The organism is Pseudomonas sp. CDFA 610, assembly GCF_021147865.1.
GTDB classification, from domain to species: Bacteria; Pseudomonadota; Gammaproteobacteria; order Pseudomonadales; family Pseudomonadaceae; genus Aquipseudomonas; species Aquipseudomonas alliivorans.
On record NZ_JAGTPM010000009.1, the window covers coordinates 64,535 to 78,124 of the forward strand.

A 13,590-nucleotide genomic window follows, 5' to 3' on the forward strand; every position below is an offset into this window, starting at 1 on the left:
AGTGTTAAAAAATATTTCGGCTAGATAAGTAGCATGCTAAGGAATATACTTACATTCATGGCTGTTTGTAAATACCTTCCCCGTGCAATCATTCGCCGCGAAGGGTGCCATCAGCGGGTTCGGGACAAGGCGAAACAACTGCCGCCCGGTTTTATCTTCAGGCCGTGAACCGCAAAGGTGCCTGAAGAGAATTTTTTGAGGTTGATTGCCATGGTTCGTCGCACCAAAGAGGAAGCTCAGATCACTCGCAGCCAGATACTGGAGGCTGCCGAGCAGGCTTTTTACGAGCGTGGCGTCGCTCGCACGACGCTGGCCGACATCGCGACGCTTGCCGGTGTGACGAGGGGTGCCATCTATTGGCACTTCAACAACAAGGCCGATCTGGTTCAGGCGATGCTGGATAGCCTGCAGGAACCGCTCGACGAAATGGCGCAGGCCAGTCAGGACGAAGACGAAGAAGACCCACTGGGGTGCATGAAGAATCTCTTGGTTCACCTGTTTCATGAGCTTGCACTTGACCCTAAAACCCGTCGCATCAATGAAATCCTTTTTCATAAATGCGAGTTTACTGACGAGATGTGTGATTTTCGTCGTCAGCGTCAAGAGAACGCCATTCAGTGCCACGAGCGTATTCAGTTGGGGCTGAGCAATGCCGTGCGTCAGGGGCAATTGCCAGCAGGTCTGGATACGGCCCGCGCAGCGGTCGCTCTGTTTTCATACATCAACGGCATCATTTACCAGTGGCTGTTGGTACCTGACAGTTATTCGCTGCCGTCGGAATCCGAACAACTGGTGGAAGTCTGCATGGACATGCTGCGCTTCAGCCCGTCATTGCTGACGCCACAGCACCGAAGTCAGAGCTGACTGAATATAACGCGCTCGGGTTCCGGTTGGGCACCCTCTGATTTCAATTTAGTTGCGGTAAACAAAAAGTTTACCGTTTGCTGACATTCACGTACGCCGACAGGTGCCTGTCATCAGGGTTTACGGCACGGGATGACATGGTGTTGTAGGATTCCGGTAGGACATTTCCTGAAACATGTAGCTGATTTCCCAAACTAAATTCCGTGTATTGCTCCGTCTCGAAACTCCCTTCACTCTTCGCTCCTTAATCGACATTGTGAGAGGGAAGTTGCATGTCCAGGCGAAATCTTGCGCCTATATGCTCTGAAAACATGGACTGTTATGCAAAAGCCTGTGCGGCGGACGGGTGCCTGAACCGGGCTCGCCGGACTTCGTTCCGACCGACGCGTGACCGGGGCATGAATGTGGTTCCGAAACGGCCCACTCTGGATGTCAGTCGGGGGAGGTCCGAATGATGTCGCCTGCTGTTTTTGATTGCATGGGTCCACTTGCACGGCTGGCGCGACAGGCTGAATGTATTGCTGTGGATTCGGCGCAGGGAATGCCGGTCGTTCGTCTGGGGCTGATCACTACGCTGTACTTCAGAAAGGGCCATACGCAGGATGCAAAACGGCGAGTGGAGGCCTGCTTTTCACGTTTCTATACGGCCTTCAAACCGGTACTCAAATGGCAGTTTTACAAGCGTATACGTCGCTTGACGCCCTCCGGGTTTGCCTCTTGCCGACGCCAGGTGGTGCAAGGTTCGCCAAAGGAACAGTTCGTCTGGTCGATCTCCAGTGCTACCCAGGCTGAAGTTGCCAGCTACAGCCTGTTTGTCATGAACACTTCCGAGGGGCAGGCCGACAATGATCTTTCGTGCCTGAAAATGGTATTGCCCTGGTCTTACCTGACCGAGCCTGATGGCTTGAAAAACTATGAAGTCTGGATTCGGTACCTGAGCAGCGAAGTACAGGCTGAACATGGTTTTGGCAGTCTGGCCTGCATTCTTCCCAGCGACGGGCACCAGTATCTGTCGTGGGAATACCGGTTGGCCCAGCAATATGTGGGGCTGATGGTCGATCCCGGGCCGCATATAGAAAGCCTTCGTCTGCTGGACCGGATCAAGGGTGTGGGCTGGTACACCGTTCTGGGCGAATCATTCGTGAGGCGCCTGGGCAGCAGTGACAGGCTCCGGGCTCAGCTGAGCGCACACAGCGATATTGTCTTCCACGCCTACAGCACAGGACTGATGATCCGGGCCGGAAAGGTTCCTGAGCTGGGCGAGCGTGGTCGGCTTGCGCCTGCGTCCTATATGGCCGTGAACAAAGTGATCAAGCCGATCCGGTTGCAGGACACCGGCAATCTTCACCCCTATCTGGCGCCGGGGCTTGGCTTTACCGAGGAAACCACTGCGCAATGGTTTGCCCGTTTTGACGAAAAGCCTCCTCAGCCGGTCGATGCGGGGCGGGCGTGTCCTCAGGCGGGCTACTGGTTCAGCAATGCCCGAGCGCGTTCTCGCCGGTTTTTCAATGAAAGCGAAATCATGCCCGCGTTCGAACACTTGAAAGGCAAGAGAACCCAGTGGTTCTGGGCGGCTCAGTCGAAATGACGGCTGCCACGTCATCCGTTGCGACTAGGTTTTGTAAGAAAAGTCGGCGAGCGAAGGTCAGGCAAGGCAAAAACAGGCGAGGAAGCGGAGTCTACGTGTTGTAAATGAGCATTCCGATCGGACTCGCGCACGAGCCTGTTTTTAACGCAGCATCACCGAGCGCAGCCACTTTTCGTACAGAGCCTAGTCACGTCCCCTTAAAAGGTTGTTGGGCATCGCCCAGGCAGCGGCAACGCCCAACAGTGAGATGGCGGCACTTGTGATCAGCAGGTTTCTGAAGGTCAGGGCCAGCTCGGCGCGCAAGGTCTCCAGTGCCGGGCCGGTGGCAGCATTCAGGCTATCGAGCAATACATTCCCGGAGGCGCCTTCGTGGCTGATGGCTCCTGGCCCCAGCTGGCCGACGCCGGTCTGTTGCAGCATGGCCAACAGCAGGGCAGACATCAACGCCACGCCCACTGCACCGCCCAGTGAGCGGAACAGATTGGTGGTGCTGGTGGCTACGCCCATGTCTTTCATGGTGACCGAATTTTGCGTCCCCACCAGCGAGGTGGGGAACTGCATGCCTGAAGCGATACCGGTCAGGATCATGAACAGACTCATCAGCACGATCGACTGCGGCGGGGTGAAAGCCATGCCCAGAATCGCGATAGGCATCAGCACCGCGCCGGTGGCTATCAAGGGCTTGTAACGTCCGGTCAGGGCAGTGCGCCGCCCGGCGAAATAAGCCCCCATCGGCATGCCCATCGCCAGAGGAAGCAGATGAAGCGCCGCGCTGTCCGCGCCGCCGCCGGTGACCGTCTGGTAGCGCAGCGGCATCAGCACAATCAGCGAGATGGCCTGGAAGCTGGTGAAAAATACCGTACACCAGCAAAGCACCGCGCTGCGGTTGGCAAACAGGTGCATGGGCAACAGGGGTTCTCTGGCGCGCCGTTCATACCAGACAAACAGCGCGAGGGTCAGCAGTGCGACCCCCAGCAGGGCTTGTACCTGCAGATCGTCCAGGCCGTGGCCCTGACCAATTTCCGTAATGCCCAGCAGCAAGGCAGTCAGGCCTATGATCATCAGCACCGTGCCGAGATAATCGATGATCGGCTTGCGCTGCGGAATCGGCAGACCCTTCAGCGTGCGCCAGGCCACCACCAACGCGAATATCCCCAGCGGTAGATTGATCAGGAATACCCAGCGCCACGACAGGTATTCGGTCATCAGACCGCCGAGCACCGGGCCGGCGACACTGGCGACGGCGTACATGCTGCTGAAGTAGCCCTGATAGCGGCCTCGTTCACGTGGTGGAACGATGTCGGCGATAATCGCCTGACTGACCGACACCATGCCACCCGCGCCAATGCCCTGTAGCACACGAGCCAGTACCAGTTGCTCCATGCTTTGGGCCATGCCGCAGAACAGCGAGGCAAGGGTGAACAGGCCCAGACCGAACAGCATCAGTTTGCGTCGTCCGTACAGATCGCCCAGCTTCCCGTAGATCGGAACGGCGACGGTCAACGAAACCATATAGGCGGAGATCACCCAGGCCAGCAGATCGATATCTTTGAACTGGGCAGAAATGGCTGGCATCGAAACAGCGACGATGGTTTGGTCGAGCGCGCTGAGGAACACGGCCATCATTAGCGCGAACAAAATGCTGCGGATCGCAGTGGGAGTAGGGGGAAGACTGGTCAAAGACAGAAACCTGATGGCAGTGTTGACCCGCCGCAAGTGTGACGGGAGGTGTCTGGCCAGTCTAATCCGATAGGGTGCTAATCGATAGCGCCCTTCATATGATCAGCGATGAAAAAAATGAAGCACTGTCAGTCATCGCAACGCGCTGAACGTTGAATTGGTCGGCACGCAATGGCCGAAGCTGCAACTCACCACGGTCGGTGCCTGGCGCGCCAGTTCGGTTCGCCACGCGCCTGCCGCGTAGACACCGATGACTGCGATAACACCTGCCACTGCCATGCATTTTCTTGTTATAGGTCTCATGCCGCACTCCTCACTTCAGTTGCAAAGCAATTTGAAAGAGCTGATTGAAGTGTAGGACAGGAATGGAGGGTGTACAGCGTGCGCAAGCAACACGCCGTCAGGCTTACGCGCTAACATTCGCGCTTTTACTGATCGGCAGGTTCAAGACTGATGGCGCGCAAGGAATACGAAGAGTTCGAAGCTGTATCCGCAGTAATGCCCGGCGAGGAGGGCTACCGTGCGGCAATCGCGGTCAAGGCCCGTGCTGGCGGGGCGCCGCGTTTCCATGCCGTTCTGCCGGGGCAGACGTTCAAAACCGCCCACGAGGCCGATCTGGCCGCAACCGCAGAGCTTGAGCGGCTGGCCGGCGTCGACGCCGAGGGCGAGCTGGTCTGGTAATACGCCTGATCAGGCGCCCGGTCTGAACATCTTGAACAGTGCTTCAGGGCCCAACTGAAAGTAATCCGCCGGTCCGCCACCGCGCAGAATCGGCTCGGCGGCGGCGGTGTCGTAGACGCCGTCCTTGAGCAGGGATCTGGCGATATGCACCGCCACCACTTCACCGAGAATCAGCCAACTGGGTACCAGCTCTTTGTCGGCGCGCTGTAGCTGGACGATCTGCGTCACTTTGCATTCGAACGACACCGGCGTTTCCAGCACTCGCGGCACAGCCACGATGTGCGAGGCCAGCGGCGTCAGGTTGGCCAGTTCGAACTCACTGACGTCCGCATCCACCGGGGCGCAGGTCTGATTCATGGCTTCGGCCAGTGAACGCGTCGCCAGGTTCCAGACGAACTCGCCGGTCTGTTCGATGTTATTCAGGCTGTCCTTGCGGCCGACGCTGCAAAAACCAATGATTGGCGGCACGTAGTTGAACGCGTTGAAGAAGCTGTAAGGCGCCAGATTCAGCTTGCCGTTAGCGTCCTGGGAAGAAATCCAGCCAATCGGTCGCGGGCCGACAATCGCGTTGAACGGGTCGTGAGGCAAACCATGACCTTTGGACGGTTCATAGGAGTGGATAGCGTCTGACATGCTTGTTTCCTGATCGGCTCAATGACGGGGTTGGCTGCATAGTGCTGCGCTTTGGCGGCGTATGCCAGCATTCAGACACTGAAAAGCCCGGCATGTGCCGGGCTTTGAGGTGTTGTGAAGCGTGTTGCTCAAGCGCGGCGATTGGCACCTACGCGGTCTGCGCCATCGGCGGCCAGACGGTTTGCACCGACGTGATCAGCACCATCGGCAGCCTGACGGTTTGCACCTACACGGTCAGCGCCGTCAGCAGCAAGGCGGTTCGCACCGACGTGGTCAGCACCGTCGGCAGCCTGACGGTTTGCACCGACGCGATCAGCACCATCAGACGCTACGCGGATCGAGCCGACATTGGTGTGCTTGGTGCCGCCTTCGGCAACGATGGGAGCATTCGACAGGTCGCTGGTGGTAGCGACTGGCAGCGCAAAGGCGCTCGAAGCCAGAACAGAGAATGCGAGGCCGAAAATCAGTTTGCTAGTTTTCATGAGGGTGTCTCCAGTTTGGGTCGGGTGAGTTGTCATCCCGGTATGGAGGCAATGCTACGCGCTGACGGATTATTAAGAAGTTAATCGGATTGCTACCGACCATCGCTGAAAATGATAATTGGCCCGAACGCGCTGTTTTCGGGCCTTGCAGGGCTAGTGGCATCATGATGGTGCGTTTTCTGAAAAATCTTGCAATAAAGGCTCTTGACAAATAAAAATAATATTAAATTCAGTGGTTTGAGCCTGTTTTTCAGTCAAAGCCTGCACCGCGGTGAAACACTTGGAAACATGCAGTCCATGAAATGACAGCGTGTTTCGCGCCCGCAAAAAAGGGCAGCCCCGGCTGCTGGCTGCCCTTTATCACTGAGACGCGAGGTCAGTCGGTTTCAATTCGCGAGTGCTTGCGGGTGTCTTTCATGAAGACATACACCAGCAGCGAACAGGCGATGCACGCGGTAACGTACCAGTAGTAGCCTGTTTCCATGCCGATGCTCTTGAACCACAGTGCGATGTATTCAGCCGTGCCGCCGAAGATCGAGACAGTCAGTGCGTACGGCAGACCCACGCCCAGCGCACGAATCTCGGTCGGAAACAGTTCAGCCTTCACCACCGCGTTAATCGAGGTATAGCCACTGACGATGATCAGCGCCGCCATGATCAGGAAGAACGCGCCCCACCAGGTCTGGATGGTGTGCAGGGTGGTGAGGATCGGCACGGTGCACAAGGTGCCCAGCACGCCGAACGCGATCAGGATCGGACGTCTGCCGACCTTGTCGGACAGCGCGCCGATCACCGGTTGCAGCACCATGAACAGGAACAGCGTTGCAGCCGAAATGGTCGTCGAGTCCGTGATGCTCATCCCGACCGTGTTCACCAGATACTTCTGCATGTAGGTGGTGTAGGTGTAGAACGCCAGCGTACCGCCCATGGTCAGGCCGACCACGGTCATCAGTTCCTTGGGATGACGCATCAACGTGCGCATCAGGCTTTCCTTGGCCTTTTCCTTTTTCTTGCGGGTGAAGGACTCGGTCTCTTCCATGCCCCGACGCAGGAACAAGGCAACCACCGCACACAGCGCGCCGATGACGAACGGGATACGCCAGCCCCAGGCGTACAGTTGCTCGGTGGTCAGCGTCTGTTGCAGCACGATCAGCACGCCCAGTGCGATGAGCTGGCCGGAAATCAGGGTGACGTACTGGAAGCTGGAGAAGAAGCCGCGACGTTCCTTGGTCGCCATCTCACTGAGGTAAGTGGCGGAGGTGCCGTATTCACCACCGACCGACAGGCCCTGCAGCAGACGGGCAAACACCAGCAGGATCGGTGCGCCGACGCCGATGCTTTCGTAACCGGGCGTGAGCGCAATGATCAGTGAGCCGAAGCACATCAGCAACACGGAGGCCATCAGTGCCGCCTTGCGGCCCTTGTAGTCAGCGTACAGGCCCATCAGCCAGCCGCCGATCGGACGCATCAGAAAGCCGACGGCAAAGATCGCAGCCGTGTTGAGCAGTTGGGCAGTGGTGTCGCCTTTGGGGAAGAAGGCTTTGGCGAAGTACAGCGAGAAAGCGGCGTAGACGTACCAGTCGTACCACTCGACCATGTTGCCGACCGAACCGCTGAAAATGGACTTGAGACGACTCGAAGTGGTTTTCGGAGCCGCCGCAGCGCCCGCCGAACCCTTCGGTAGGGAGTTGGAAATTTCCATGGTGATCCTTTATTCATTATTTTTAGAGGAGGCATTGAATGCCCTGACCAGTTCCATAGCAGGAGCTGTGCCACACCAGAGAGGGTTGTTTTAGAGGGGGTGAACGCTTTGGTTGAGCGATAATCCGCTCATCCTGGGTGTTTGGATGAGCGGATTATTGCCGATAGACCGAGATGTACAACAGTTGACGCACCTCTGATCACTGTCGAGGACATGCCATCACGTATTTCAGTCCTTCGATTCTGTGCGTCGACACGCTGCCTTGTGCAGAAGGGCGGCGAGGTCGTCAAGCGCATAAGGTTTCTGCAGCAGGTCGAAGCGGTGCGAGTCGTCCTGGGCGAGCTGGGCGAACTCGGTGCTGTAGCCAGTCGTCAGCACGACCGGCATCCATGGGTAGCGCGTTTCGATCTCGGCGTACAACTCAAGACCGCTCATGCCCGGCATGGCAATGTCCGAAAACACCACCTGGAAACTCTCGGGGTTGCCTGAAAGCTCCTGCAACGCCTCGCTGCCGCTGGAGACCCAGACCACCTGAAATCCCAGTTGCTCAAGCATCGGGCGGGTGTAGGTGCCGATGTCCTGATTGTCTTCCACCATCAGCACGCACAGGCCGGGCAGGGCGCTCAGGGTATGGCCTTCCTGCTCGGGAGCGATCTCATGATTCTGCGCGCTGGGCAGGCACAGTGTGAAACGGCTGCCGCTGCCCAGTTCGCTCTCGACCAGCACTTCACCGCCCGATTGCTTGGCAAATCCAAACACTTGCGACAGACCCAGCCCCGTGCCTTGACCGACGCTTTTGGTGGTGTAGAACGGTTCGAAGATCAGCCCCAGTTTTTCCTTGGGAATGCCCGAGCCTGTATCGGTCAGGCTCACCGTCACGTAATCACCCTCACTCAGTGATGGGGAGAGTTCGCTGGACGGGCACGCAGACCGTTCGACCTTGATTGTCAGGCGGCCCGAGCCCGCCATCGCATCGCGGGCATTGACCACCATGTTGACCAGCGCCGTGTCGAACTGGCTGCCGTCGGCGAAGATGAAACAGGGTTCTGCGGGCACATCGATATCGACCTGAATCCGCGACCCGGTCAGGGTGTCCATCATCTCCCCGATACGGGCGACGCTTTCGCCGACGTCGAACACCTCCGGCTGCAAGGCCTGACGACGCGCGAAGGCCAACAGTTGGCCGGTCAGGCGTGCAGCGCGATCCACAGTACTGGATATGGCCTCGACGTATTTGACCCGACGGGTTTCGTCCAGGCCAGCGGGTTTCAACAGGTCGCTGCAGGAGCGGATCACGGTCAGCAGGTTGTTGAAATCGTGCGCCACACCGCCTGTGAGCTGGCCGATGGCTTCCAGTTTCTGCGCCTGATGAAGCGCATCCTGGGAAAGCCTCAGGGCTTCATTGGCTTCCTCTTCGGCCTGGATGTCCCGGCCCACGGCGTGGATGAACTGCTGGTCCGGCACGGCCGTCCAGGCAATCGTGCGGTACGATCCGTCGGCATGCCGATAGCGATTCTTGAAGTGCGGAATGTTCTGGCCGTTCTCCAGCCCACTCATGGCCGCAAGCGTGCTGTCCACGTCATCAGGGTGCACCAGCATCAGGAACTGACTGCCCAGAAGCGCTTCCTCTGACCACCCTAATGCCTGAGTCCAGGCTGGATTGACAGCGTTGATAATCCCGTCGAACTGCGCCACCAGCATCAGATCGGTCGAGAGTCGCCAGATGCGGTCGCGGTCGCGGGTGCGTTCCACCACGCGCTGCTCGAGCGATTCATTCAGGGTTTTCAGGGCTTCTTCGGCGTCGCGCAACTGGGTCATGTCGCGGGACACGCAGAGGATCTTTTCCGGCTTTCCATCGGTGCCAAAAATGGGACTGACCTGCACGTGCCACCATTTGACGGTGCCTGTCATGGTCTGCGCCGAACCCATGAAGCTGGCGCTCTTTCCCGCCCGGGCCGCTTCGACAGCGGCCTTGGCTTCGAGATTGCCCTGATTCTGCCAGAAGTCCGGCCACGGGCAGCCACGGATCGCGTTGAAGTCGCTGACCTCCATAATGCGCTGACCGCCTTCGCTCATGAAGGTCAGGCGCGAGTCCAGGTCCAGCACCTTGATGCAGTCGTTGATACTCGACAGAACCCGGTCGGTGAAGGCTTCGTTCTCGTTTTGTCTGGCCTGGGCGAGCACGTGCGCCGTGGTCTCGTTGACCCGGCAGAAAACCCCTTCGATTACGCCCGTGTTGCCGTAGAGCGGCGAATAGGACAGCGACCACCAGGTCAGCTCCGGCTTTCCGTTTCGGGTCACGGTGCGCTGGATATTGTCGGATCGGCAGCTGTGACCAGCCATTGCCTGTTCGGCCAGATGGCGTACGTCTTCCCAGGCATCGCCCCAGACCGAAGCGATAGGCTGTCCTTGTGCCTGGCTGGCTGCGACAGGTAGCACAGCGCAGTAGGCATCATTGAAGAACAACGTGAATTCAGGTCCCCACAGCACGTACATGCTGTCCGGGCAACTGAGCATCAGATTCATTGAGGACAACAGCGCCGATGGCCAGTTGTTTCTGGTCCCCAATGCAGACGTCGACCAGTCTGTCTCTCGGATAAGCCGACCCATTTCGCCGCCACCCAAAGGGAGGTCGAGGGGAGTATTCACGGTAGAAAATGCCCCATCTTTCGGACTGCTGAGGTTGGCTGAAGTATCAAGGCCGGCATGATGTCATTGTGCCTTGTAACTATCCAGCCATCACGACCAAAGGTGGCGTGACAGTATGCAGACCCGGCGCATCTGGAAATGTTCGCTTCTGTCCTGGCAAGTATTTCCGATAAATCGTCTTCAGCTCAGGAACATTTCCCGCGTGAGGCCGTGACGCTGCATTTTTTCGTTGAGGGTCCGGCGCGGTAGCTGCAATTCATGGAGCACCGCTTTGATATCGCCCTTGTGTCTGCTCAGCGAAGCGCGCAGACACTGTGCTTCGAAGGCCTCTTGCTGTGCGCTCAGCGATTGTCCGGTAGATTCGGCGCAGGGCTCCGAGTCCGGCTGGGTCAGACCCAGGGTCTGGCGTTCGGCAGCATTGGCCAGTTCGCGAACATTGCCGGGCCAGTCGTGGCTGAGCAACTGGCTCAGACGAGTTGCGCTGAGCAGCGGAGCTGCTCGCCCCATTCGCGTCGCCGCCGCACGGGCAAAGTGGTTGAACAGCAACGGAATGTCTTCACGTCGTTCACGCAGCGCGGGCAGGCGCAGTTCGGCCACGTTGAGCCGGTAGGCGAGGTCTTCGCGAAAGCGTCCGGCGCGTGCCTCTTCCAGCAGGTCCGGCTTGGTCGCCGCGATGATCCGCAGGTCGACGTCGATGCTCTGATTGGAGCCCAGCCGTTCCAGACGCTTGTCCTGCAGTACCCGCAGCAATTTGACCTGTTGTGCCATGGGCATACTTTCGATTTCGTCGAGAAATACCGTGCCACCGTGAGCGTATTCGAGGCGACCGATGCGCTTGCCCTGGGCTCCGGTGAACGCGCCGCTTTCATGACCGAACAGCTCGGCTTCGAACAGATGTTCAGGAATGGCGGCGCAGTTGAGGGCCACGAACGGCTTGCTGGCGCGAGGGCCGAAGTCGTGCAGGCAGCGGGCTACGAGTTCCTTGCCGCTGCCGGTTTCGCCGCGAATAATCACATTGACCGACAACTGCGACAGTTCCAGCACATGGCGGCGCAAAGTCTGAAGGCTGGGCGACATGCCCAGTAACGTGGCGTCCAGTCGGGTGCGGGCATCGGCCTGCTCGTGCAGACGACGGTTTTCCAGAATCAGCTGACGCTTTTCCAGGGCCCGGCGCAGGCTGCTGATCAGCGTTTCCGGGCTGAAGGGCTTTTCCAGAAAGTCGTAGGCGCCTTCGCGCATCGCTTCTACGGCCATCGGCACATCGCCATGACCGGTCAGCAGGATGACTGGCAAATCCTTGTCGATAACCTGCAAACGTGCCAGCAGTTCAAGCCCGCTGATGCCCGGCATGCGCACGTCAGTGAGCACCACGCCGGGGAAATGCTCCGGCAGTTCGGCCAGGCATTCTTCCGCCCGGGCGAAAACCTGCACAGTGAAACCCGACAGGGTCAGCCACTGTTCCACGGCCTGTCGGATGGGGGCTTCGTCGTCTACCACGATGACCGAGTTCAACATGCCGGGTCAGGTCTCCAGAAAGTCGTTGGGCAGGCTGAACCAGAACACCGCACCGTTGCCGTGATTTTCCGCGATCAATTGGCCGCCCAGTTCATGGATGATTGCATAGGACACCGCCAGGCCGAGACCCAGCCCGTCGCCGACCGGTTTGGTGGTAAAAAACGGATCGAAAATGCTGTTCAGATTTTCGGGCGCGATGCCTTCGCCCGTGTCCACGACGCTCAGGCGCCATTGACCGTTCAATGGCTCGATACGAATTTCCAGGCGCGCGGGTGTTCTGCCGCGCATGGCGTCCAATGCATTGCGCAACAGGTTGATCAACACCTGCTCCAGGCGGATCGCATCACCGCGTACCCAGGCCGGGCGCGACAGTTGCAACACGCAATCGACATGCTCTTCGTACAGGCGCGGTTCCAGCAACAGCAAGGCCTGATCGACCACGGTCGCCAGGTCCAGCCGTTCGCGCAGGCCGGCTGGGCTTTTGCGTGCGAAGGTCTTGAGGTGCCCGGTCAATGCCGCCATACGGGTCAGTTGCTGATCCACCGGTATCAGTGCCTTGCAGGCTTCCTCGATGCGGCCTTGATCCAATAGCAGGCGTATGGTTGCCAGTTGCATGCGCTGTGCCGTGAGGGGCTGGTTGATTTCATGCGCCAGTGCTGCCGACATCTGGCCCAGCGCTGCCAGCTTGGCCGACTGAACCAGACCATCCTGAGCGGTCTGCAGATCGCGGGTGCGCTCCTGAACCAGGCGTTCAAGTTCGTCACGGCTGCGCTCACGCAAGCGGGCCAGACGCCAGCGCTGGTAAAGGAACAGGCCCAGAAACACCAGTGCCAGCCAGATTCCGGCGGCAGCGATTCCGGCGTTGCGGATGTCTTCATTGGCCAGTGGTGGTTTGCGCAGCAGGTGCAACGTCCAGTTTTCGTCCGGCAGTGGCAATGACTGCCAGAGGTAGTCCTCCGTGCCATCCGGGCCATCGACGCGGCGCAGTTGGCTGTGTTCCCCAAGGTGTCCGATGACTCGGCTGCGCAGAGGTGTCAGCGGTTTCTTGTCGTACTGCCGGGTGCGCAGCAGTTCGCTGCGGTTCTCGACCGAGATGGGTTCCAGTTCCCGGTAACGCCAGCCGGGCTGGTTGGCGATGAAGACGATGCCCTTGTCATCACTCACCATCAACAGGTCATCGCCTTGACCCCACTCCTGTTCAAGGGTGGGAAACTCCAGTTTCACCACCATTGCACCGATGAACCCGGACGTGTCGTCCAGCACCGCGCTGGACAGAAAGTAACCGGGAATACCGGTGGTCACACCGACCGCATAGAAGCGCCCCGTGCCTTGCGCGCGGGTTTGCAGAAAGTAGGGGCGAAAGCCGTAGTTGTGGCCGACGTAGCTGTTGGGTGTCTGCCAGTTGCTCGCGCCGACAGCCAGACCGTGGCGGTCCAGCAACTCCAGGGTCGATGAGTGGGCAGCGGTATTGATTTTTTCCAGCTTCAGATTGAGCCGGTTTTGCACATCCTCGGTGACCGGACCGCTCAGGGCTGTGCGGATTTCCGGATCCAGCGCCAGCACCGAGGGAAGGGCGCGATAGCGTTCGATCAGGGTGTGCAGCGTGTTGGCGTACAACGCCAGTTGACCATTGGCGCGAATGGCGTCTTCCGACAGGGCATGGCGCTGCGCCTGACGCATCGCCAGTCCGGCCGACACGGCTGCGCCAGCCAGAATCAGCATCACATAAAGGGAGAGGCGCCAGTAGCGATGCTTGAAGGTCATGTTTCTTGTGCTGCCTGAACGTATCGCCTGGG

Annotated in this window: 11 protein-coding genes; 3 read left to right on the forward strand and 8 right to left on the reverse strand. The window is 58.8% G+C overall.

The features are described 5' to 3' along the window. Positions 1 to 210: 210 nt before the first annotated feature. Both KDX39_RS17595 and KDX39_RS17600 read left to right on the forward strand, forming a co-directional pair. Positions 211 to 864, forward strand: a complete 654-nt coding sequence (locus tag KDX39_RS17595) for a TetR family transcriptional regulator (protein WP_231661232.1) — start codon at positions 211 to 213, stop codon at positions 862 to 864. Between the two features lie 454 nt (positions 865 to 1,318). Then, on the forward strand, positions 1,319 to 2,452 hold the full coding sequence (locus tag KDX39_RS17600; RefSeq protein ID WP_231661402.1) for a DUF3396 domain-containing protein: 1,134 nt from the start codon (positions 1,319 to 1,321) through the stop codon (positions 2,450 to 2,452). Positions 2,453 to 2,635: 183 nt separating this feature from the next. Here the strand turns inward: KDX39_RS17600 and KDX39_RS17605 are convergent, their stop codons facing one another. Beyond that, positions 2,636 to 4,132 (reverse strand): MDR family MFS transporter, encoded by a 1,497-nt coding sequence (locus KDX39_RS17605; protein ID WP_231661233.1) that lies wholly within the window; start codon positions 4,130 to 4,132, stop codon positions 2,636 to 2,638. A 132-nt stretch (positions 4,133 to 4,264) separates the two neighbouring features. After that, positions 4,265 to 4,435: a hypothetical protein gene (locus KDX39_RS17610; RefSeq protein WP_184321025.1), complete on the reverse strand. Its 171-nt coding sequence runs from the start codon at positions 4,433 to 4,435 to the stop codon at positions 4,265 to 4,267. A 150-nt stretch (positions 4,436 to 4,585) separates the two neighbouring features. On the opposite strand from KDX39_RS17610, the gene KDX39_RS17615 reads away from it, so the two are divergent. Further along, positions 4,586 to 4,813: a hypothetical protein gene (locus KDX39_RS17615; RefSeq protein ID WP_099226215.1), complete on the forward strand. Its 228-nt coding sequence runs from the start codon at positions 4,586 to 4,588 to the stop codon at positions 4,811 to 4,813. A 9-nt stretch (positions 4,814 to 4,822) separates the two neighbouring features. Here KDX39_RS17615 and KDX39_RS17620 read toward each other — a convergent pair whose 3' ends face one another. The 6 genes from KDX39_RS17620 to KDX39_RS17645 all read right to left on the reverse strand — a co-directional run bounded on the left by KDX39_RS17620 (position 4,823) and on the right by KDX39_RS17645 (position 13,558). Continuing rightward, complete coding sequence (locus tag KDX39_RS17620; RefSeq protein WP_099226214.1) at positions 4,823 to 5,446, reverse strand: flavin reductase family protein; 624 nt, start codon at positions 5,444 to 5,446, stop codon at positions 4,823 to 4,825. Positions 5,447 to 5,574: 128 nt separating this feature from the next. Continuing rightward, on the reverse strand, positions 5,575 to 5,928 hold the full coding sequence (locus KDX39_RS17625) for a hypothetical protein (RefSeq protein ID WP_231661234.1): 354 nt from the start codon (positions 5,926 to 5,928) through the stop codon (positions 5,575 to 5,577). 376 nt (positions 5,929 to 6,304) lie between these two features. Continuing rightward, entirely contained in the window at positions 6,305 to 7,630 is a 1,326-nt protein-coding gene (locus KDX39_RS17630) for an MFS transporter (RefSeq protein ID WP_058432504.1), read from the reverse strand. Between the two features lie 228 nt (positions 7,631 to 7,858). Next, positions 7,859 to 10,240 carry a PAS domain S-box protein gene (locus tag KDX39_RS17635; RefSeq protein WP_231661235.1) on the reverse strand — a complete coding sequence of 794 codons (2,382 nt, stop codon included), beginning with the start codon at positions 10,238 to 10,240 and terminating at the stop codon, positions 7,859 to 7,861. A gap of 219 nt (positions 10,241 to 10,459) precedes the next feature. Then, entirely contained in the window at positions 10,460 to 11,794 is a 1,335-nt protein-coding gene (locus KDX39_RS17640) for a sigma-54-dependent transcriptional regulator (protein WP_231661236.1), read from the reverse strand. 6 nt (positions 11,795 to 11,800) lie between these two features. Next, the gene (locus tag KDX39_RS17645; RefSeq protein ID WP_231661237.1) at positions 11,801 to 13,558 is read right to left on the reverse strand and encodes a sensor histidine kinase; all 1,758 of its coding nucleotides are present in this window, start codon (positions 13,556 to 13,558) and stop codon (positions 11,801 to 11,803) included. Positions 13,559 to 13,590 lie beyond the last annotated feature (32 nt).

Excerpts from the sequence above, each read along its gene's own strand:
- KDX39_RS17595 (WP_231661232.1), top strand. The coding sequence starts at position 211 with ATGGTTCGTCGCACCAAAGAGGAAGCTCAGATCACTCGCAGCCAGATA.
- KDX39_RS17600 (WP_231661402.1), top strand. The coding sequence starts at position 1,319 with ATGTCGCCTGCTGTTTTTGATTGCATGGGTCCACTTGCACGGCTGGCG.
- KDX39_RS17610 (WP_184321025.1), bottom strand. The coding sequence starts at position 4,435 with ATGAGACCTATAACAAGAAAATGCATGGCAGTGGCAGGTGTTATCGCA.
- KDX39_RS17615 (WP_099226215.1), top strand. The coding sequence starts at position 4,586 with ATGGCGCGCAAGGAATACGAAGAGTTCGAAGCTGTATCCGCAGTAATG.
- KDX39_RS17620 (WP_099226214.1), bottom strand. The coding sequence starts at position 5,446 with ATGTCAGACGCTATCCACTCCTATGAACCGTCCAAAGGTCATGGTTTG.
- KDX39_RS17625 (WP_231661234.1), bottom strand. The coding sequence starts at position 5,928 with ATGAAAACTAGCAAACTGATTTTCGGCCTCGCATTCTCTGTTCTGGCT.
- KDX39_RS17630 (WP_058432504.1), bottom strand. The coding sequence starts at position 7,630 with ATGGAAATTTCCAACTCCCTACCGAAGGGTTCGGCGGGCGCTGCGGCG.
- KDX39_RS17635 (WP_231661235.1), bottom strand. The coding sequence starts at position 10,240 with ATGGGTCGGCTTATCCGAGAGACAGACTGGTCGACGTCTGCATTGGGG.
- KDX39_RS17640 (WP_231661236.1), bottom strand. The coding sequence starts at position 11,794 with ATGTTGAACTCGGTCATCGTGGTAGACGACGAAGCCCCCATCCGACAG.
- KDX39_RS17645 (WP_231661237.1), bottom strand. The coding sequence starts at position 13,558 with ATGACCTTCAAGCATCGCTACTGGCGCCTCTCCCTTTATGTGATGCTG.